17 protein-coding genes are annotated in these 20,272 nt (G+C 39.0%); 15 read left to right on the plus strand and 2 right to left on the minus strand.

The features are described 5' to 3' along the window. Positions 1-179 precede the first annotated feature (179 nt). Positions 180-1,070: a selenium metabolism-associated LysR family transcriptional regulator gene (locus B1NLA3E_RS03555; RefSeq protein ID WP_015592486.1), complete on the minus strand. Its 891-nt coding sequence runs from the start codon at positions 1,068-1,070 to the stop codon at positions 180-182. A 159-nt stretch (positions 1,071-1,229) separates the two neighbouring features. Between B1NLA3E_RS03555 and B1NLA3E_RS03560 the strand changes: the two genes are divergently transcribed. The 10 genes from B1NLA3E_RS03560 (at position 1,230) to speE (ending at position 10,766) form a co-directional block, all read left to right on the plus strand. Continuing rightward, entirely contained in the window at positions 1,230-1,958 is a 729-nt protein-coding gene (locus B1NLA3E_RS03560; protein ID WP_015592487.1) for a YdjY domain-containing protein, read from the plus strand. Between the two features lie 15 nt (positions 1,959-1,973). Further along, entirely contained in the window at positions 1,974-3,146 is a 1,173-nt protein-coding gene (locus B1NLA3E_RS23550) for a TVP38/TMEM64 family protein (protein ID WP_015592488.1), read from the plus strand. Then, on the plus strand, positions 3,146-4,165 hold the full coding sequence (locus B1NLA3E_RS03570; protein ID WP_015592489.1) for a lysylphosphatidylglycerol synthase transmembrane domain-containing protein: 1,020 nt from the start codon (positions 3,146-3,148) through the stop codon (positions 4,163-4,165). The genes B1NLA3E_RS23550 and B1NLA3E_RS03570 overlap by 1 nt, the downstream gene beginning before the upstream one ends. Next, the gene (locus B1NLA3E_RS25795) at positions 4,146-4,898 is read left to right on the plus strand and encodes a glycine/sarcosine/betaine reductase selenoprotein B family protein (protein WP_240679518.1); all 753 of its coding nucleotides are present in this window, start codon (positions 4,146-4,148) and stop codon (positions 4,896-4,898) included. The genes B1NLA3E_RS03570 and B1NLA3E_RS25795 overlap by 20 nt, the downstream gene beginning before the upstream one ends. Positions 4,899-5,125: 227 nt before the next feature. Further along, positions 5,126-6,367: an ABC transporter substrate-binding protein gene (locus B1NLA3E_RS03585; RefSeq protein WP_015592491.1), complete on the plus strand. Its 1,242-nt coding sequence runs from the start codon at positions 5,126-5,128 to the stop codon at positions 6,365-6,367. Next, positions 6,351-7,256: an ABC transporter permease gene (locus tag B1NLA3E_RS03590; protein WP_015592492.1), complete on the plus strand. Its 906-nt coding sequence runs from the start codon at positions 6,351-6,353 to the stop codon at positions 7,254-7,256. Before B1NLA3E_RS03585 ends, B1NLA3E_RS03590 begins: the two co-directional genes overlap by 17 nt. A gap of 173 nt (positions 7,257-7,429) precedes the next feature. Next, positions 7,430-8,062, plus strand: a complete 633-nt coding sequence (locus B1NLA3E_RS03595) for an ABC transporter permease (RefSeq protein ID WP_236619602.1) — start codon at positions 7,430-7,432, stop codon at positions 8,060-8,062. Then, on the plus strand, positions 8,059-9,069 hold the full coding sequence (locus tag B1NLA3E_RS03600; RefSeq protein ID WP_015592494.1) for an ABC transporter ATP-binding protein: 1,011 nt from the start codon (positions 8,059-8,061) through the stop codon (positions 9,067-9,069). The genes B1NLA3E_RS03595 and B1NLA3E_RS03600 overlap by 4 nt, the downstream gene beginning before the upstream one ends. Positions 9,070-9,083: 14 nt before the next feature. Further along, positions 9,084-9,677, plus strand: coding sequence for a CDP-alcohol phosphatidyltransferase family protein (locus tag B1NLA3E_RS03605; RefSeq protein ID WP_041580275.1), 594 nt, complete (start codon positions 9,084-9,086; stop codon positions 9,675-9,677). 210 nt (positions 9,678-9,887) lie between these two features. After that, positions 9,888-10,766, plus strand: coding sequence for a polyamine aminopropyltransferase (gene speE, locus B1NLA3E_RS03610; RefSeq protein ID WP_041580276.1), 879 nt, complete (start codon positions 9,888-9,890; stop codon positions 10,764-10,766). Positions 10,767-10,768: 2 nt separating this feature from the next. On the opposite strand, the gene B1NLA3E_RS03615 is transcribed toward speE, so the two are convergent. Further along, complete coding sequence (locus tag B1NLA3E_RS03615) at positions 10,769-11,455, minus strand: hypothetical protein (protein ID WP_041580277.1); 687 nt, start codon at positions 11,453-11,455, stop codon at positions 10,769-10,771. 249 nt (positions 11,456-11,704) lie between these two features. On the opposite strand from B1NLA3E_RS03615, the gene B1NLA3E_RS03620 reads away from it, so the two are divergent. Genes B1NLA3E_RS03620 through B1NLA3E_RS03640 form a run of 5 tightly spaced genes read left to right on the plus strand, consistent with a single transcriptional unit; the run spans position 11,705 to position 20,264 of the window. Next, complete coding sequence (locus B1NLA3E_RS03620) at positions 11,705-14,323, plus strand: putative amidoligase domain-containing protein (RefSeq protein ID WP_015592498.1); 2,619 nt, start codon at positions 11,705-11,707, stop codon at positions 14,321-14,323. Positions 14,324-14,344: 21 nt separating this feature from the next. Beyond that, on the plus strand, positions 14,345-15,757 hold the full coding sequence (locus B1NLA3E_RS03625) for a UDP-N-acetylmuramoyl-tripeptide--D-alanyl-D-alanine ligase (RefSeq protein ID WP_041580278.1): 1,413 nt from the start codon (positions 14,345-14,347) through the stop codon (positions 15,755-15,757). A 19-nt stretch (positions 15,758-15,776) separates the two neighbouring features. Continuing rightward, positions 15,777-17,279: a phosphoenolpyruvate mutase gene (gene aepX / locus B1NLA3E_RS03630; protein ID WP_015592500.1), complete on the plus strand. Its 1,503-nt coding sequence runs from the start codon at positions 15,777-15,779 to the stop codon at positions 17,277-17,279. Beyond that, on the plus strand, positions 17,276-18,406 hold the full coding sequence (gene aepY, locus B1NLA3E_RS03635; RefSeq protein ID WP_015592501.1) for a phosphonopyruvate decarboxylase: 1,131 nt from the start codon (positions 17,276-17,278) through the stop codon (positions 18,404-18,406). The genes aepX and aepY overlap by 4 nt, the downstream gene beginning before the upstream one ends. After that, positions 18,399-20,264 carry a 2-aminoethylphosphonate aminotransferase gene (locus B1NLA3E_RS03640; RefSeq protein ID WP_015592502.1) on the plus strand — a complete coding sequence of 622 codons (1,866 nt, stop codon included), beginning with the start codon at positions 18,399-18,401 and terminating at the stop codon, positions 20,262-20,264. Before aepY ends, B1NLA3E_RS03640 begins: the two co-directional genes overlap by 8 nt. The last annotated feature ends 8 nt before the right edge of the window (positions 20,265-20,272 follow it).

Below are 20,272 nucleotides of genomic sequence, written 5' to 3' on the forward strand. Positions count from 1 at the left end.
ATTGTTGGAACGTTGCATATTAATCTAAATATTCGATTAGTTTCTATTTGTTTGATAGATAGAATGAATTTTTATCCAGTAGTCTTTGCTTTATACTGAAAAAGATCTCAAACTTGATTTGGCTTTACGCATTTACTTGAGAACACCTTGTGTTTTCTAGTGAATGGTAAAGTCCTTTTTCATGGTAAATGCAATTCAACTGCTTTTTCAATAAATAATTTTGAGATCATTGAAAGGGTTTTATTTTTATTAAAAACGAGGTAAAAATCTCTTTCATCGGAAAAATCCTCAATCTCGTACATATTAATCATATTGTTATTAGCATAATCCTTTGCCACAATTTCTGAAATAATTGAAATTCCTATATCTTCCATCACGAACTGGATTAAGCTCTGACTATCATCAGTGTGGGCGATTATATTCATTTGATCCTTTGAAATGTGATGTTTTTTCAGGAACTGTGCAAGCATACCATACGTTCCCGAATCGGAATTTCTCATTACGAATGGATATTTTAAAATTTCCTGAATATTAACAGGTTTGTTGATTTCAACTTGTTTAGAAGTAATGAGGACCAACTTTTCTTTTAATAAAGGAATATAATGAAGCTTATCATTTTCGTATTTCCCTCCTAAAAGACCCATATCAACACTACCATTCAAAACTTTATCAGCAACGACTTTTGAAGGAGATTGGTTGATATAGAAGGTTACAGATGAATATTCTTCTCTGAACTGCTTTACCATCTTTGGTAAGATGAACTGCCCGGGTACGGAACTAGCCGCCATTCTAATAACTCCTCGGAATTCTGTCATTCCTTGATTGAGATCCAGTAACGCTTGGTCCTTTAATAAAAGGATTTTTTGGGCCCAAAGGTATAGACGCTCTCCATGAGGGGTGAGAATATTTTCTCGCCCAACCCGATCAAAAAGCTTCACCTTTAGCATCTTTTCCAAAGATTGAATATGCGAACTTACTGTGGATTGACTTAAAAAAATATCTTCAGCAGCTTTAGAGAAGCTTTTATGTTCAACTACTTTTGTGAAAACATATAGTTGGTGAAAATCCATTTGATAGCCCCCTTCTTATCGGAAAAATCGATGAAATATAATAGATGTTATATATAAATTGAATTTATATAAGAATACCATTCCATTATACTGAAAAGGAAGCATGTTTTTAGACAGATTTCGACATTAAGAAACTAAACTTTCGGGGGATAAATAACAATGAAACGAAAACAACCAACTCTTTTCAAACTATTTATGGTCATAACTCTATCATTTTTAGTACTGGCGGCGTGTTCATCTAATTCTGATAAGTCAAAATCAGATACTTCAAAATCACAAAAAGATGAGAAAAAAGTAGCAGAAACAAAAATGGATGTAACGAAAGGGAATCCAATTTTTGTTGATAAAAAGAATAAAGTTGTTAAGGTTTATGCCACTGTTAATGGCAAATATTTAGTTAGCCCAACTCGTCACGGGTTAAACTGGGTTGATGGAAACTACGGAGATCAATCAGTACTACAAGCTTACGCGAGCCCACTTAAATTTAACGAAGCATTAGTAGAAATCGGTGGCGTACCGGCTGTTGAAAAAGGCGGCGACGTAACGAAAGAGTTCAATGAAACTGCAGATGGTAAGTTCATTAAAGGGGACGAGGTTGCTGTTTCAATTACATGGGAAAATGCAAAAAAGGATTACAATATCAATGATGTCATGGTCGATTCTACTGGGAAAAAATTAGAATACCATTTCGGTGGTAACTACGATACTCAAGAAGCTAAAAATACTGGTTGTTATATGTGTTTTGATAGCTGTCCTGCAGGGATTACGAGTAATGCAGCCCATCCAGTTGGAACTTTTGAAGGCGGCAAAGCAGAATTTCACGGAAACCCAGATGTGCTACCTGCTGATGGTACACCTGTCGTTTTAACTTATTCAATCGTTAAGTAAAAAGGCGGGGATTACATGAAACAAGTTATACGAGGAACAATCCATTTTTTGTCAGCAATATTTTTATTTTTCATTGTAGGAATGGCATTATCTCTACTACTAATTCAAAATCAGTTCATAGATATGCGTTTTGACAGTGAATTTGTCATTACGGTGATGACTGTTACAGGGATATGGTTTTTCTTCGCAAGGGTGTTCATGAATGCACACACCCTTGCTTTATGGGAAAAAAAGTGGATCAGTCTTCTTTTGGCTTTCGGCAGCTTAGCCTTGATTCTGATTATTACGATTCTTGAAGGTAGCATTTCCATTATGCCAGCCTATATGGCAAGAAAAGCGTTGTTTATGGAAAACGCATTGACACTTAGTAATATGAATACGATTCTTATAGTGGGTTTGGTTATTGGTGCCTTAATGCTCATTATGTCCCACCGAAAACCGCTTTCGTTAAAAAAAGAAACGAAAATGGAGTGGAGTCGGCTCTCAAGAGGAAACCGGATTGGAATGATGTCACTATTTGCCTTGCTGGCAGTTTTTATTCTTGTCTATATGGGGCAAGGCGGTATTCACGCTGCGATTAACCATTCGGTGGTATATTTAAAAAATGCTGATGTGGAAGGGTTCCGCGACTATTTGCTATCATTTGGACCGTTGGCTGCTGTAGTATCTGGGTTATTGATGGTTTTTCAATCCGTCGTTGCACCACTTCCAGCGTTTGTCATTACCTTTGCAAATGGCCTGCTATTTGGCTGGTTCTTCGGGGCAATCCTTTCCTGGAGTAGCGCCATGCTTGGTGCAGTCATTTGTTTTTACTTGGCTAAATTTTTAGGAAGACCAGTAGTGGAGAAAATCGTTACAAAAAAAGCTTTGGAGTGGTGGGACCAATTTTTCGCTAAGTATGGGAAACATTCGGTTTTTATCGCCAGACTTGTACCGATTGTTTCGTTTGACTTAGTTAGCTATGCTGCCGGCGTAACTTCAGTTTCATTTTGGGAGTTTTTCTGGGCAACAGGTCTCGGTCAACTTCCAGCAACAATCCTTTACTCTTTCCTAGGTCAGAATGCAACCAACACCGTAAAAATCCTATTCTTTTTGTTCACGATTGTAATCGCGTTGGCAGTTATTGGGATGTTACTACGTCCTAAGATTCAACAGTTGATCAATAGGAAAAAGGGAGTAAAAAGGTAATGAAATCATCCAAAGAACAAAAGGGAATACCTTTTCTTCAATTGGCAATTAGGATAACGATTAGTTCCAGTTTAATGGTTTGGCTATTGAATAGGATACAATGGGACCAAGCTCTCCAGATAATGAAGGAGGGCTCCTTGGTTTATTTTGTGGCTGCGTTTATTGCTATTCAGCTTACGGTTGGATCAAGTGTATGGAAATGGCAGTTACTGGTCCATTCTTCTTTGCAAAAGACCGAGAGAAAAAATACGTCTTTGACAAAATTGGGCCGATACTATTATATCGGTTTATTTTTCAATAATTTTCTACCCGGTAGCGTTGGTGGGGATGTTGTAAGAATTTTTTATTTAGGAAAAATTATCGGAATCCCCCCGGCTGCTACTTCCGTTGCCTTTGAACGGCTGACAAGCGGTGCTGCTCTTACCGCAATTGTCCTCGTTTCAGCTTTATTCATGGAAAATGTCAGACCATTCCTTTTATCTATTTACATCGTTACAGGCGCAGTTGTTGTTCTATTTGTTTTCATTGGATTTTGGATGAAAAAGGGGAACAAAAGTAATGCTTTGATCTTAACAACAAGCGTTCCATCGAGTAAGTTCTCTATTTGGAAAAGCAAGGGTAAAAGTGCACTTGTTAAGATGGGAGAATCGGTTGGAAATTATCGAAGTGAAAGCTGGAAATGGTGGGTGACCATCTTGGTCCTTTCAGCAATATTCCAGTTTGGGCTTGCATGGATTAATCAGTTATTATTTTTAGCGTTTGGCATTTCCATTCCTTGGGTTGAATTATTGGTGATCATTACGCTTATTTCGGTGATAACGATGTTGCCGGTAAGCTTAAATGGGATCGGTGTCCGTGAAGCAAGTTATGTGTTTTTCTTTAAAGAGCTCGGTGTTCCGGATGAACTTGCCGTTTCCGTTTCTTTGTTATTTTTCTTTCTCGTGACCCTTTCAAGTATTTTTGGCGGGGTATTTTGGCTATTTGAAAGGAGGAAGCGGTTTGAAGCTATCAGGCAATAGATTGATTGAGTCAATTGTTACCCAACGAGCGAAACATATGGTAGATGCGATAAAAGGAGAAATCCCTTTTCATCCATTTAAAAAGTCGCCAAAGGATGCTGTTTTTGCTTTGATCACAACAGCTGGCGTTCATTTAAAATCGCAGGAAATTTTCGACGTTGAAGCTGGAGACACAAGTGTTAGATTCATTCCTGCTAAAACAAATCAAGCGGATTTAATGATTAGCCATACACACTTTGATCGAGCAGATGCCGATAAGGATATCAATTGCGTGTTCCCTTTATTTCGCCTTAGTGAATTAGCTGAAGAGGGTTTAATTGGTGGAGTGGCAGCAACCCATTACGGCTTAATGGGATATATTACTGATCCCAAGTTGCTGATTGAAGAAACGATTCCCGCCATAATTAAGCAACTAAGAATGGACGGAACCGATGCAGTAATTTTGAATCCTGGCTGATATATATGCCATCAATCCGTGGGATTGATTCAATATGCACTAGAGAAGGAAGGTATTCCAACGATTTCCATCTCACACTTAGTCGATCTAACCGAGAAAGTCAGGGTGCCAAGAGCACTGCATTTACGTTTTCCGCTTGGCCGTAGCTTTGGTAGGGCAGGAGAAGTAGACCTACAAAGGCAAATCTTGCTTGACTGCATTCACTATTTGCAAGAGATCACCCAACCAGAAACGGTGGTCAAGCTTCCTCATAAATGGAAAGGAAGAAAGAGATAATTGAAACCGAAAACTGCTAAAACATGCCAGAAGGTTGTTTGGCATATTAGATGGATTCTTTTAGTTGCCTTAATGATTTTTAATCTAAATTCATTTTGTAAAGGTGTAAACTTTGAAGTGTATTTACCGTTTCATGGGTTTACCTTCGCATTGTACTTTTTCCTTGGATTAATTGAGGATTATTTTATGTGTAAATCCAGTTGTGGGTTAACCGAAAGGAGTAATAAATGAGAATATCAAAAATTTTATTTGGAATCATGCTTGTTGTTAGTATTTTGTTAAGTGGATGTGCCTCATCAGATAAAAGCGAAAAGACTGCGACGAATGTTTTGGGGAATGATTGGAAAGAAATCCAAACAAATTCCAAAGGGAGCACGGTTAACTTTTATATGTGGGGCGGAGATGAAGGAATCAATCGCTATATTGATGAATGGGTAGCTCCAAAAATGAAAGAACAATATGGAATTAAAGTGAAACGCTATCCAATGGATGCGGCTGAATTTATTAATAAACTAATCACTGAAAAGAAAGCAAATAAAAAGTCAGGTGAGATGGATGTTATCTGGGTTAATGGGGAGAATTTTAAAACGGCAAAACAGCAAGATCTTCTTCTAGGAAGAATCACTAATAAATTGCCTAATTTTAAAAACTATGTAGATGGCAGTAGTCCTAATGTTAACTATGATTTTGGGTTTCCAACGGGTGGGTATGAGGCCCCATGGGGAAAAGTTCAGTTTGTCTTTGCTTACGATTCAAGCAAAATCTCTAATCCACCTAAATCTATTGCCGAGTTGCAAATATGGATAAAAGACAATCCTGGTAAGTTTACCTATCCAGCTCCTCCTGACTTTACGGGAAGCGCTTTTATCCGTCATGTTTTAAATGAGAGCAGTGATCATTATTCCTCTTATTTGAAAAAATTCGACCAAACTCTAATGGAAAAGGATTCCGACAAGGTATGGAAAGAGTTAAATGAGATGGAGCCTTATCTATGGAAGGCTGGAAAATCTTATCCACAATCACTTTCTCAGTTGGACCAGCTCTACAAAAATGGAGAGGTTTGGATGACAATGGGCTATGATGAAGCCGGTGCATCCAACTTAATCGCGAGTGGAGAATTTCCGAGTACGACGAAAACCTTTGTGCTAGAAAAAGGAACACTGTCAAATACTCATTTTCTAACCGTGCCATTTAACTCACCAAACCCTAGTGGTGCTTTGGTGCTTATTAATTATTTGTTATCTCCAGAGGCACAGTTAAAGAAAATGGATCTTCAATATTGGGGAGAGAATACCTCTTTGTCGGTAGACAAATTACCTGAGAACTATCGCAAGTCAATGAGTCAAATTGATCGGGGTCCTGCCACTTTACCGGAGGAAGAGCTAGCAAAGCATCGATTGCCTGAAATAAGTGCAGAATATGTTCAAATGCTTGATCGGGGCTGGTTGACTCATGTTGCTAACGAGTAAAATTACTCAATATTTAACGGAAAATAAAGGGCTGTTGGGAATCTTCCCAGCCTTTTTATTTGTTTTAATCTTTTTTGTTGGAGGCTTTCTCCAATCGTTGTGTAGTAGTCTTGGCTTTGGTAATCAGATGGGGATGGATGGTCACGGGTTCGGCTGGGTATATCAAGAGATAATGACGCCATACTACCTTCAAGCTTTTGGCGTAACCGTCTTGATGGCCGCTGTCATCTCGGTATTAGCAGGTGTTATTGGGATAATAGCTGCGCTTATGTTAGCAACTCTTTCAACAAAGTGGAAATGGCTGCACATTGTCTTTCAGCTACCTGTTGGTGTACCTCATTTATTATCAGCCTATATGTTGACACAAGTTTTGATGCAAACCGGATGGTTTTCTCGAATAGCTTTTCATCTTGGGTGGATTGATCGTTTTGAGAGGTTTCCATCGATGATTCATGACACATGGGGAATTGGTTTCATTTTGGCTTATTTGTGGAAGGAAATTCCCTTTATAGTTTTATTAATCGCTCCTTTTATAGCAAAATTAATGGCAGAGTGGAAAGAAACGTCCATCATGCTTGGAGCGAGCCCTTTTCAAACTGTTCGTTGGGTGATCATCCCGATTTTAATGCCTCTTTGGGTAGGGGGAATGTGGGTCACGTTCGCTTTTGCGTTAGGGGCGTATGAAATTCCAGCTTTATTAGCTAGAACCTCGTTTCGATTCATTCCTGTTCTTGCATGGCAGGAATACACCCAATTTGGATTAGAACGGCAGCCAATTGCAATTGCTCTAAATATGGTACTTGCCCTCGTTTCCTTTATTATTGGATTGATATTAATCTATTTGCAAAAAAAGTGGTATGGAGAAGGGAGAAGAATATGGAACCGTTAACCTACATAAGGAAAATTCTAATCTGGTTTTTCCTCCTTTTGCTGAGCCTTTTTCTGGTTCTACCCTTTTTTTCTCTCTTTTTATGGAGTATCACAAAACTATGGCCTTGGCCTCAGCTATTACCTGAAAATTTTAGCATGGACTCATGGGGATACCTATTTTCTAGGTCTGGAATGGCGTTTGAAGGATTATTTAATAGTTTGGTTGTCGCGGGTATCACAGTGATAGGGAATTTATTATTAGGTCTCCCTGCAGCTAGAGTACTCAGCCAAAAACATTTTTTCGGAAAAGGATTTGTCGTTATCACACTTCTTTCCCCATTATTTATTCCTTTAACTGTATCAGTAATGGGTCTACACGAAATCTCGATTCAGATCCAGTTCTTAAATGATTTTTTCAGTGTGGCATTGGCTCATATTTTGATTACACTTCCATATTTTATTGCGATGCTAACCTACCAGTATAAACTGATAGGGGTGAAATTACAGGAGGCTGCAAGGAGTCTTGGAGCGAGTCCATGGCAGACATTTTTGTGGATTGAGCTACCTCAAGCTCTACCAGCCCTGTTGTTGGTTTGTTTATTGGTTATCATCATTTCCTTAAGTCAATACTTACCAACTTGGATTATGAGTGGAGGGACATTGTTGACTCTCCCATTAATCATCTTTCCTTTTGCTAGTAGCGGAAATGCCTCGATTGTTTCTGCCTATAGCATCTTTTTCTTCATCCCTGTTATTATATTTGTCCTAATCTATTTTCTTCTTCTATCCTTTCAGCAAAAAAGAAATAAGGGGGTGGTCAAATGAACCTCGAAGACGTGAGTATTTGTTTCGAGAAACAAATAATAATCGATTCCGTGAATTTAGACATTAATAAGGGAGAAATTTTCGTGTTAATGGGTCCGTCCGGAAGCGGAAAAACAACTTTATTAAAAGGAATAGCCGGGTTATTGCCACTTTCGTCTGGTATACTAAAATGGAAAAACGACAAGGGGAAAACGGGCCTTGTTTTTCAGGATCCTCGGCTTTTTCCACATATGACAGTTGTTGAAAACTTAGCTTTCGGATTACGTGCAAAAGGGATTGCTAAGAAGGAGCGGAATCATCGGGTTAAAGAGTTTTTACAAATCCTGCAGCTTGAAAGGTTAGAAAAACGTTTCCCACACCAGTTATCGGGAGGGCAACAGCAAAGGGTATCGTTAGGACGAGTCCTCGTGTTAAAACCGGACCTGCTCCTACTAGATGAGCCGTTTGCTTCCTTAGATACGCCGCTTCGTATCCAATTAACAGAGTGGCTATATCAATTACAAAGAAAACAAGGTTTTTCTATCCTTTGGGTGACTCATTATCTGGATGAAGCCTTTTCTGTAGCTGACAGGGTCGGAGTGATCATGAATGGGAAGCTTCGGCAGGTTGGAAAACCGCAGGATTTTTACCAAAAGCCTTGGTCGGAAAATGTTGCAGCATTTTTCGCATTAAAAAATCGGTTTTCTTTTTCACAATGGAATAAGTGGTTTCCAAACGGGTTTCAACAGCTGGAAACGGATGAGATGGGCTGGATTCCAGCAAATGCCCTTTCCCTTTCGACAGATAGTCAGTTATCAATATTGGAAGATTTTCCTGTTACGTGGTTAGATGGGGTTGTGACGCGAGTAAAGAATGAAACAAATGGACATATTGCTTTGGTAAAATCTGAAGGTGAAAACCTTGAAGTTGAACTGAATGTTTGGGAGGCATTACCCGCTGTAAACAGTCCGGTAAAGGTTGGCGTTCCACTTAATAAAATTATTTGGTATCCGAAAGAAGATCATTGAGGTGAAGATAAAAAATGCTTGATACATACGGAAGGTCTTATGTACAACCAATCATTCGACGAACAGGAGACTTTTTGCTTAAAAGAGGACTGAAAGCGGATCATGTGACGGTGATAGCTTTCTTGATAGGAATCTCAGCAAGTTTCTTGGTTTATGGTGAAAAACCTATTTGGGGAGTCATTGTCCTTTGGTTATCAGGATTTCTCGATGCAGTTGATGGAAGTATGGCAAGACAAAGTAAAACCTCATCCTCGTGGGGGACAGTATTAGATGTCACGTTTGATCGAATCGTAGAATGCGGCATTATTATCGCTTTAGCGATTCGGCATCCGGATCCGGCTATTTTATTTTTGCTTCTGCTTTTGGCCATTTCGATCATTGTTACGATGACGGTTTTTTTGACAGTTGGCGCAGTGTCACAAAAGCCTAGTTATAAATCATTTTACTATCAACCAGGGTTAGCAGAACGAACAGAAGGATTTATATTATTTTCTTTGATGGTTTTGTTTCAACCTCATTTGAAGTTTTGGACAATCATTTTTCTAATAGTTGAATTAGCTACGGGGTTGCAAAGATTATTAGAAGCACGGAGGATATTGAAAGATTAATTTTTAATAGTTAAATAGGAAGAAGCTAACTCATCAAAGGTCTACACTTTTGGCTAAGAGTCAGCTTCTTTTTTGTCTTTAACGCATTACGGCACCGGGGGTCAGGCACCCATTAGCACTGCACTGTATTAAATATGTGCTTTTGGTTCATGTCAAGGCTTGTTAGCGTAACATATTTTATAAAGAAGTTTAAAGTAGAAGGTGAAAAGGTTGGCCGAGCGAAAATCTTTGTCTGGTTTTAAGAAGGATGATAATGGCGTCTTATGGATATCGAATTATGTTGCGAACGCTAAGATAAAAACAGACTATAAAGTTAAAACATTATTACATTATGAGAAATCACAGTATCAACAAATTAGTATTGTTGAGTCGGAAGGTTTTGGGAGATTACTGGTTTTGGATGGAACCCCGCAAATATCGACCTTTGAGGGATTTATCTATAATGAAATGATTAGTCACGTTCCTATCCTGACCCATCATAATCCGAAATCAGTGGCAATGATTGGTGGAGGGGACTGTGGAAATGCTCGAGAGGCAATGAAATATTCTGAAATTGAGCAAATCGATGTGGTAGAAATTGATGAGAGGGTAACAGAGCTGGCCCGAAAGTGGCTTACACCAGCTTCAGCATATGAAAATGACAACAGATTTCAAATGATCCATCAAGATGGTTTTGAGTGGATTCAAGAAAAAAAAGGGGCTTATGATGTCCTGATCATAGACCGACCAGACCCAGTTGGCCCGGGAACAAAGTTATTTAAACCAGATTTTTACCAGTATGTTTTTAATAGTCTTAATGATGAAGGGATTGTAGTCTTTCAGTCAGGATCCCCATATTATAATACCTCTACATTAAGAAGTACTGTGCAAAACCTTCACATACTATTCCCAATAGTCCGAACTTATTTGGTTTCCATCCCACTTTTTCCTTGTGGTGTATGGAGTTTTACGATTGCTTCAAAGAAATGGGACCCATTGCAGGCAGATTTAAGTAAATTGCAACACCAGGAAACAAAATATATTACACCAGAGGTGTTTCTTGCTTCATTTGCATTGCCCAAATATGTACAAGACATCTTTAATAAATGAGCTTAAGATCGATCAAGAGCTACAAATTCAGTCTGAAAATCAGTCATGATTTGGGAAAATATTTTGGAGATTCTAGTAAGATATTTTCTGCGAAGGGTTCGGGATAACTCGATTTGAAAAGTATGAAAGTGCTCCCCATACCCTAGATAGCCATTTAAATCGCCTTTTCTATGGAAAATAATAGATTCGTCACCAATGAATTTTTCGTTGAAAACTATTTTTATTTCTGAGGAAATTTCTTGAGCTTTGAATATTAATTTTTCCTGGAACCATTTTTGAACCGTGGAGGAACATGACTGCCCACACAAGGATCCAACTTCAATTCCCAACGGCCCATAATGGGTGTCCTTCATTCCATGAAAGGATAAATGGAGATAAGGAGCAGTTAGTTTTTTGGTAAAAGGATCTATGATTTGTAAAAAATTTAGTAAGTCTTTTACTGCCCCACGATATTCCTGTATTCCTTCATCGTTACTCCCATTTGGTCTTCGATTCAAGTCACATTCCATTCTAGATACTGTACCAATAATTCCAGCACATCCAATCTCCTTGATAAGTTTCTCAACCATTTTATCTGTATATTTGTCAGCTGCTGGTGACGCTGCATGTAAAGCATCGACATGACCACAAATAAATCCTTTGCCTTTATTATATTTTATAAAGGTTTGTTGAATATAACGAATTGGCATCGCTATGCCTCCATTTTCCTCGAAATAAATATTTAAAATGCAAAAAAGATGCATATGGTGATTTTTAAGGGAAATTACCTTCTTCAACTAACCAAAACCCTCGACTAATTTTTGTGATTTTCGATATCTTCATAAATACAAAGAAACTTCTTGTTGATTACTTAATATATTAGTAATTAGCACCGAGCAATAAAAACAGGAGTGTAAACTTAGCGTAATAAAGGTCATCAAAAATTGGAGGTTTTACATATGGAATTGTCAGGAAAGCGATTCTGTATGGTTTCAGACAAAGAACAAATGTTACAGATCATGCACTTGAATAATGTTCCTTGTATCGAAGTAGTTGATCCAACGGCAAGTAAATATCCACTAATCGGTAGGAGATTTGGTCATCATGGTGGAAAAGACCTTGCCATTATTAATACAGCAGAAGAAGCGGTAGATGATGGATATGATTACTTTACAAAACTATATGCAATCGAAAATGAATATTGTTTGGAAATTGAAGGACTCACAGTTAAAACGGCACAAATTGCTGTAGGTAAACAGGTAATATTCTACGAAATTCCGATTCGAACCACTGAATTTGGCTGGAATTGGCAGGATGTTGATATTAATAGCTTATCACCGGAGTGGATTGATCTTGCAATTCGTGCCTTATATGTAACCGGATTAACTTATGGGTTTGTAAAAATAGGTCAGTTATCAAGCCAAACCATGATTGTTACGGACATTAATTCTGGTAGCACTCACTTTACTGAAACCACCATGAAACCAAGTCTTCCCTTTACGATGGGTGCGGATATTGAGTTTATGGTGAGCTGCGACGAGCAGCTTTTGCCAGCCTCCACCTTTTTTTCATTACAAGGGGGAGTAGGCTGTGACGAACGCCAAATTGAACAGGATAGTGGAGAATATGCGCTGGCCGAAATAAGACCAGAAAAGGCTGAAACACCACAAGAATTATTTGACCACATTAAAGATTTAATCGGGAAAGCATCAGAAATGGTTCCGTATGAAAATGTTGAATTTCGGGCTGGGAGCATGCCTTTTTCAGGATATCAATGCGGTGGACATATCCATTTTGGTTTGCCACTTTCTTTGTCGATCCTAAGGGCACTTGACCATTATCTCGCTGTTCCATTTGCAATGGTGGAGGATCCAAGAAAGGCAAGACTCAGACGGAAAACGAAGCACGGTGGATTCGGGCGTTATCGTGTAAAATCATATGGGTTTGAATACCTTACATTAAGTTCATGGATCCTTGATCCAAAACTGGCTAGCTCGATTTTATCACTTGCAAAGCTAATTGCTACACATCACCATGAGTTAGATAGTCAATTTCTGTTTCACCCCCTTGTGCAACGGGCCTACTATCAAGGAAATCATATTTTCCTCAAAGGGTTATGGGGAGAAATTAAGGCGAGGCTAATGAAAACCTCAAGCTATTCTCAATATGCACAAGAGCTTTCTTTTCTTTATGATGCGATCGAAAACGGATACTCGTTCGCTGAGTCAAGTGATATCCGAAGGAATTGGGGCTTCACCGCAGTTAAACAATCATATGACCCTGGTGATGTTATTCAAATCCCGAAAAAAACGAGATTGAAATTTAATCTTAAAGAGGGTATGACTGCAACAATTCGCGCAGGAAACAGAATATCTCTGGCCACCATTCATGCTTACCCTTTTTCATTTCGAAACTCAAATGTAGTTCAACTTTCGAAAGCTTTACGGGAAAGGTTAGCTCTACCCAAGGATTGGAATCCAAAAGTAACATCTGCAAATGGCGTCCTATCACTTGGACCAATAATAGGAATTCTCGCGGCGAGACCTTTCGAACGACAAACTACCTATTTTCAACACTTATCTCGTCTCGCTGCCGAAAAGCAGATGCTTGTATATGTTTTTGAGCCTCAAGATATTATGTGGGACCAACAGTTGATTAAAGGAACCACGCTAAATGGAGACGGTCTATTCCCTTTTCCTGCGGTTATTTATGATCGTATTTTTCTTGGAGGAAAGAAAAATGTTGTAATCGATGAAGCCCGTGTAAAACTTCAATCTGTTTTTCATATCCCATTTGTTAATCCATTGACATTGTTTCGGTTAACAGGAGATAAATGGGACTCACACCAACTTCTCACTAAAGAATATAACGATGTATTGCCGGATTCTCGCTTGCTTCAACAGTCTTCAGATATTACGGATATGCTAGACCAATATGGGGAAATTTTCTTGAAACCTATTGGTGGGGCTTTAAGTATGGGAGTCATTAGAGTAATCCGTCGGCCAACAGGAATTTTTTGGTTGAGCATCAAACAGAAAGTATTTCATAAACTTACTCATATCAATGAATTATTTGTCTTAATCGCTCCTTTGATAAAAGTAAATACCTATCTCGTTCAAGAAGGAATTAGAAAAAAACAATTGAATGGTAAAAACATTGAAATCCGTGTGTACATGCAAAAAAACGGCTTGCAAAAATGGTTTAGGACTGGAATGGTGGGTCGGCTCACGAATGAAGATGTGTTGACTGAGGAAACAGAAGTAAATATGCGGATGAGTAAGGTTATGAGTCAATTGTATTCTGATTTAACCGAAAGACGCTATATCATGAACCAATTAGCAACCATCTCTCGTAATATCGTCACAACAATTGAAAATGAAGTGGGTTCTTTTGGTGAATTGGCAGTAGATTTTTGTATTGACCAATATGACTCTATTAAGCTACTCGAAGTTAATTCGAAGCCCGACAATTTGTTTTCTCAAATCAGGGCTTATCAACTCCGAAACTTAGCCGGCATTCGGTTGCTCAATTACGCTGCTTCACTTGCTGGTTATGAAGGCGAAGATCAAAAAGTGTAAAATGTGGGGGTTGATTTTACGATGAAAAATTTAGCATTACAAGATATTCTAAACCAAATCGGCGGTCAAATTGTTCAGGGGTCAGGAAATCCGGTGATCGAACATGTAATGGACTATTCTGCAAAGAAAATTGAGAATCATACCTTGGTGTTCCATATGGATCGAGAACGAATCAAGGGGAAGTACTGGAAAGAAAATGAATCAATCGCGATTATTACGGACCAACCAACTCAATGTACCGACCTCGGAGATGAAATCATTTTAATCAAGACTGATCACTTAGAGAAAGCATATTGGAAATTTATTGAGTATTATCGCGGCCTTTTTGATATTCCGGTTATCGGTGTATCCGGGACTTGCGGCAAAACGACCACAAAAGAAATGATCAAGCAGATTCTTCAAGAGGATTTTGCCGTGAAATCGACATGGATGAGCATGAACTCGATGTCGGTAAATTTACGTTATTTGACCAAAATTGATGAAAACACCGAGGTAGCCGTCTTTGAGATGCCGGTTGCCTATCCAGGCTATTTACGGGTCGCGTGCAAATGTTTTCAACCACAAATTCGAATTTTATTAAATATTGGCGTTCATCATTTGGCAGATTGTGAAACGCCAGAAGTATATATGAAGGCGAAGGGTGAGATCATTGAGGGTCTAGATCCAGCACAGGGCATCCTCATCCTAAATGCGGATGATGAAAATATTAACAAAGTCATTAATACCACTGGTTTCCAAAGAGTCATCTATTTTGGAAAGAATGAAAATTCCCACTTTCGTGCAAAAGATGTCAAATATGGTGAAGGTGGCATGAATTTTACCTTCGTCCACGAAGGCAAATATTTTGAGGCATTTGTACCAGGATATGGTGAGCACAATATTTACAATGCATTGGCAGCAATCGCCGGGGTGTCATTCGTCGGTGTAGATATACCAACCTCAATTAAACGGCTGGCTTCATTTAAACAGGTTGAGGAACATCTAGAGGTGAAAGTGGGCAGCAATGGCTGTATGGTGATAGATGATTCATGGAACTCTTCGCCACTTTCAATGGCAACAGCCCTTCAAGTACTAAAGGATGTTAAGAAGGATAAAACATCAATCGCTTTATTAGGCTATATGCCTCAACTTGGTGATGGCCAATATGCCGATGAACAATACAGTGAAATGGGGAAAAAAGCCGCCGAGTCGAATGTAGATTTACTTATTGTTGTTGGTGAAAAAGCAAAGGAAATAGGGAATGCCGCTTTAAGGTTTGGAATGGATCCAAGCAAGGTTCATTTTTGTGAAACAGGTGTTGAAGTGTACGAGGCAATACAGTCTTATATAAATGAAGACACAACTATCCTTCTAAAGATTACCCATCGAGTTATGAAAAGACCATCCTTTCAAAGCTTAAGAAAAAAACTCATCTCAGAATCTGATGATGAGTAATAGGCAAGGGGAATAAGCCATGAAGAAAACAACACAACTTAGAGAATTAATTACGAGTACACCGCTCCAATTCATCATGGAGGCTCATAATGCTTTGTCTGCAAAAATTGTGGAAGAAGCTGGTTTCAAAGGGATATGGGGAAGTGGTTTATCCATTTCAGCCACAATGGGGGTCCGAGATAATAATGAAGCTTCATGGACTCAGGTATTAGATGTTTTGGAGTTTATGAGCGACGCGACCAACATTCCCATTCTCCTTGACGGTGATACTGGATACGGAAATTTTAATAATGCTCGGAGATTGGTAAAAAAGCTTGAACAGCGTCAAATTGCTGGTGTTTGTATTGAGGATAAAATTTTCCCTAAAACCAACTCGTTTATAAAAGGGGAGGCCCAGCCGTTAGCAAATATTGATGAATTCTCCGGGAAAATTAAAGCAATGAAGGATAGTCAAAAGGATGATGATTTTGTTGTCATTTCGCGAGTGGAAGCATTTATTGCTGGATGGGGACTCGATGAGGCTTTAAAACGAGCAGAGGCTTACCGGAAGGCAGGGACCGATGCGATTCTCATGCATAGCAAGCGCGCCGATCTTACTGAAATTGAAGCATTTATTCAGGAGTGGGGTGGAAGACTTCCCGTTGTCATTGTGCCAACAAAATATTTCTCCGTTCCAACCGAGCGTTTCCGTGAATTAGGGATAAGCTTGGCCATTTGGGCAAATCATAATTTGCGCGCTTCGATAAAGGCGATGCAATCAAATTCAACACAAATTTATAGAGACGAAACTTTGTTACATGTCGAGCGGAATGTTTCTCCTTTAGAAGAAGTATTTCGGCTTCAAGGAGCGGAAGAGCTTGTTCAGGCTGAACAACTCTATTTAAATTCAAACGAAAATAATTGGAACTCCATTATTATCGTAAGAAAAACGGGGAAACAACCACTTGTTACAGAACAAATCAACCAAATAAAAACAATTGGAATTAGCGATATTTATAAGGTTGGTGGAAATGATTCTGAGGACACGAATACGGGAGGCGAGCTATACTCGCTATACATGGCTAGGGATAAAATAGGAGTTAATTCGCTAATTAGCTACGCAGAAATTATCTATAAACCTCATGTTCTGGATGAAATAATCCTGGGTACCAATGACATCACACTGATTGTTGATCCTGACTATGATAGCAGTACCATTAAGGAAAACTTGGTTACGACAACAACCCCATACTCCAAAATGCTTTATGGAAAAACAGTGGATTTTGTTTCTATGATAAGCGCCCAAAATGAGATTAGCCATGGAGAGTTTATTGGTCTTTGGAAAGCATCTGGAAAAGGCGCAGCAGCCGTAAAGGATGCCTTGGAAAAATTGGCAGAGCGAGAAGACTTTAAACAGCTTTCGCTTGTTGACCTGTTTAATTACCTCAAGCCACTCCATCCTATCGCTGTAAATTATGTAAAAGGATCATGGCTTGATCTTGTCACCTTTCAGAGAATTCAAAGCGCTGGTGAGGATGCATGATTAACACATCAACCTTAGGTGGGGAATTGAAAGCTTTGGGATTTGAAGTTTATAGTGGCGTCCCTTGTTCGTATCTAAAGGATCTGATCAATTATGCGATTAATGAGTGTGAATACGTAATGGCGACAAATGAGGGCGAAGCTGTTGCCGTTGGTGCCGGAGCATCCCTAGGTGGGAAAAAGGCGGTGGTTTTGATGCAAAACTCGGGTTTGACAAATGCAACGTCTCCGCTAGTGTCTCTTACACATCCCTTTCAAATTCCAATTCTGGGCTTTGTTAGCCTCCGCGGGGAACCGGGACTACCGGATGAACCACAGCATGAGTTAATGGGAAGAATCACAGCAGAGCTGTTGACGGTGCTGAACATTAAATGGGAGTATTTATCCTCCGAATGGGGCGAGGTCAAAAGGCAATTGCAGCGAGCAAACCATTATATTGAACAAAATCAAGTTTTCTTTTTTATCGTAAAAAAAGGGACCATCGATTCTGTTTTGCTTAGAAAACAGAGGCTGAAGAAAAAGACCAATCTATTGATGCGTCAAAAGGAGATGGCGGATCAACTACCGACTAGATATGAAGCATTGAGGGTGATCAATTCGTTAAAAGATCACGATACAGTCCAATTGGCGACAACCGGTAAAACCGGCAGGGAGCTTTATGAGCTTGAAGATGCTGCGAATAACCTATATATGGTGGGGTCAATGGGGTGTGTTAGTTCACTTGGATTAGGCCTGTCATTAACAAGGCCTGAAAAATCAATTATCGCGATTGATGGTGATGGAGCATTGTTAATGAGAATGGGAAATTTGGCAACAAATGGAGCATATTCACCTCCAAATTTACTTCATATTCTTCTTGATAATCAAACACATGATTCCACTGGTGGTCAACAAACAGTATCCGATCAAATTCATTTCACCGAAGTAGCCGCTGCTTGCGGTTACATAAACGCTGTTTATGTTCATAATCTTCAAGAGCTTGAGGAATTCATCGAAGGCTGGAAGCACGATAAATGCCTAACCTTTTTATATTTAAAAATTTCTGGAGGATCAAAAAAAGGGCTAGGCCGCCCGAAAATGAAACCATCAGAAGTGAAAGAAAGACTGCAGGTGTTTTTAGATGGTTAAGACAGCAGTCATTTTAGCCGCGGGCATGGGGAGTCGGATTCGCGAAAGGACAGGAGAGCACCCAAAAGGATTTTTAAAGTTTGATGATAAGCCAATGATTGAAATCTCGATTTTAAAGCTACTTGATGCAGGAATGACCAAGATATATATCGGAACAGGGTATCAAAAAGATGAGTACGAGAAGCTTGCATTAAAATATCCACAAATCCAATGTGTTTTTAATCCAAAATTTGCTTCATCAGGAAGCATGTACACCCTATATCAGCTTAAGGACGTTATAAAAGATGACTTTTTGTTATTAGAATCGGACTTATTATATGAAAAAGAAGCTTTAAAGATGTTAGTGGAACATGAACTTCCTAATGTAGTATTAGCTAGTAAATTCACGCAAACTGGTGACGAGGTGCTGATCGAAACCAACAAAAATCATCAACTTGTCAATTTATCAAAAAAACAAGATAATTTAAAATCCGTTTACGCCGAACTGGTAGGAATTACAAAACTCTCCAATACAACATTTCAAAAGATGTCCGCAATCGTAGAGAGTTTATTTCAAATAAATCAGTATATGGAATACGAAGAGGGCCTCGTGTCGATTGCCAAAACGAATGATATTTACGTTCATAAACTGAATGACTTAGTTTGGTGTGAAGTTGATGATGAGCATCATTGGGCGAGAGCGGTTTCGATCATCTATCCTCTGATTAAAGCACGTGAGAATGTACCTAACCCAATCAAACGGAATATTTTATTGAACCCTGGACCAGTAACAACAACGGATACGGTGAAATACGCTCAGGTGGTACCTGATATTTGTCCAAGGGAAAAGGATTTTGGGCAAATCATGGAATGCATTTCAGGGGAATTGACAAAGCTTGTGGCCAATCCAAGAGAGTATACAACCGTATTGTTTGGTGGCTCCGGAACGGCAGCGGTGGAGTCCATCCTTAGCTCCGTTATTGCTCAAAATGCGGTTTTGATTGTGAATAACGGTGCCTACGGAAAGCGAATGTGCCAAATAGCTGAGATTTACGGGCTGAATTTTTCACAATACAAAAGTCCTGTTGATGAAGGCATCAATCTCAATCACTTAGAGGCGTTTATCCGCACGTCTTCGCAAAAGATAGCCTATCTCGCCGTCGTTCACTGTGAGACAACAACCGGTCTTCTAAATGATATTGAGTCGATTGGTGAACTTTGTAAAAAGTATCAGATAAAAATGATTGTGGACGCGATGAGTTCCTACGCAGGGATTCCAATTGATATGAAAAAAATGAATATTGACTATCTGGCAGCAAGTTCAAATAAAAATCTTCAAGGTATGGCAGGGGTATCGTTTGTTATTGCCAATAAGGAACAATTAGAAGAAACACAGCAGATCAAACCACGTAACCTTTACCTCAATCTTTACGAGCAATATCATTCCTTTCAGAAGACAAAGCAAATGCAATTTACTCCTCCCGTCCAAACGCTTTATTCATTAAAGCAAGCGATTATCGAAACACATTGGGAGGGTATCCCAAACAGATATGAAAGGTATTCAAAATCGTGGGAGACACTGACAACTGGAATAAGGAGGCTTGGATTGACTCAAGTGGTCCCGGATAACTGTCATTCGAAAATCATCACCTCAATTAGAGAGCCAGATCATCCAAACTATCATTTTACCGGAATGCATGATTACTTTTTTAAAAAGGGTTTTACCATTTATCCAGGAAAAATTGATAAGCAAAATACCTTTCGAGTGGCGAATATTGGGGCACTAACTCATGTAGACATGAAGAGGTTTGTTGCCTTGCTTGAAAAATACTTGAATGGATTAAAGGAAGGTGATTCAAAATCTCCAGTCACCGATTAGCGGTAGCC

It is taken from the genome of Bacillus sp. 1NLA3E, from assembly GCF_000242895.2.
Taxonomy (GTDB): domain Bacteria; phylum Bacillota; class Bacilli; order Bacillales; family Cytobacillaceae; genus Bacillus_BU.

Bases quoted from the DNA above. Each gene is read 5' to 3' on its own strand.
- B1NLA3E_RS03595 (WP_236619602.1), top strand. From the start codon at position 7,430: ATGGCGTTTGAAGGATTATTTAATAGTTTGGTTGTCGCGGGTATCACA.
- B1NLA3E_RS03615 (WP_041580277.1), bottom strand. From the start codon at position 11,455: ATGCCAATTCGTTATATTCAACAAACCTTTATAAAATATAATAAAGGC.
- B1NLA3E_RS03570 (WP_015592489.1), top strand. From the start codon at position 3,146: ATGAAATCATCCAAAGAACAAAAGGGAATACCTTTTCTTCAATTGGCA.
- B1NLA3E_RS03640 (WP_015592502.1), top strand. From the start codon at position 18,399: ATGGTTAAGACAGCAGTCATTTTAGCCGCGGGCATGGGGAGTCGGATT.
- B1NLA3E_RS03600 (WP_015592494.1), top strand. From the start codon at position 8,059: ATGAACCTCGAAGACGTGAGTATTTGTTTCGAGAAACAAATAATAATC.
- B1NLA3E_RS03625 (WP_041580278.1), top strand. From the start codon at position 14,345: ATGAAAAATTTAGCATTACAAGATATTCTAAACCAAATCGGCGGTCAA.
- aepX (WP_015592500.1), top strand. From the start codon at position 15,777: ATGAAGAAAACAACACAACTTAGAGAATTAATTACGAGTACACCGCTC.
- B1NLA3E_RS23550 (WP_015592488.1), top strand. From the start codon at position 1,974: ATGAAACAAGTTATACGAGGAACAATCCATTTTTTGTCAGCAATATTT.
- B1NLA3E_RS03620 (WP_015592498.1), top strand. From the start codon at position 11,705: ATGGAATTGTCAGGAAAGCGATTCTGTATGGTTTCAGACAAAGAACAA.
- B1NLA3E_RS03560 (WP_015592487.1), top strand. From the start codon at position 1,230: ATGAAACGAAAACAACCAACTCTTTTCAAACTATTTATGGTCATAACT.
- B1NLA3E_RS03590 (WP_015592492.1), top strand. From the start codon at position 6,351: ATGTTGCTAACGAGTAAAATTACTCAATATTTAACGGAAAATAAAGGG.
- aepY (WP_015592501.1), top strand. From the start codon at position 17,276: ATGATTAACACATCAACCTTAGGTGGGGAATTGAAAGCTTTGGGATTT.
- B1NLA3E_RS03555 (WP_015592486.1), bottom strand. From the start codon at position 1,070: ATGGATTTTCACCAACTATATGTTTTCACAAAAGTAGTTGAACATAAA.
- B1NLA3E_RS03585 (WP_015592491.1), top strand. From the start codon at position 5,126: ATGAGAATATCAAAAATTTTATTTGGAATCATGCTTGTTGTTAGTATT.
- B1NLA3E_RS03605 (WP_041580275.1), top strand. From the start codon at position 9,084: ATGCTTGATACATACGGAAGGTCTTATGTACAACCAATCATTCGACGA.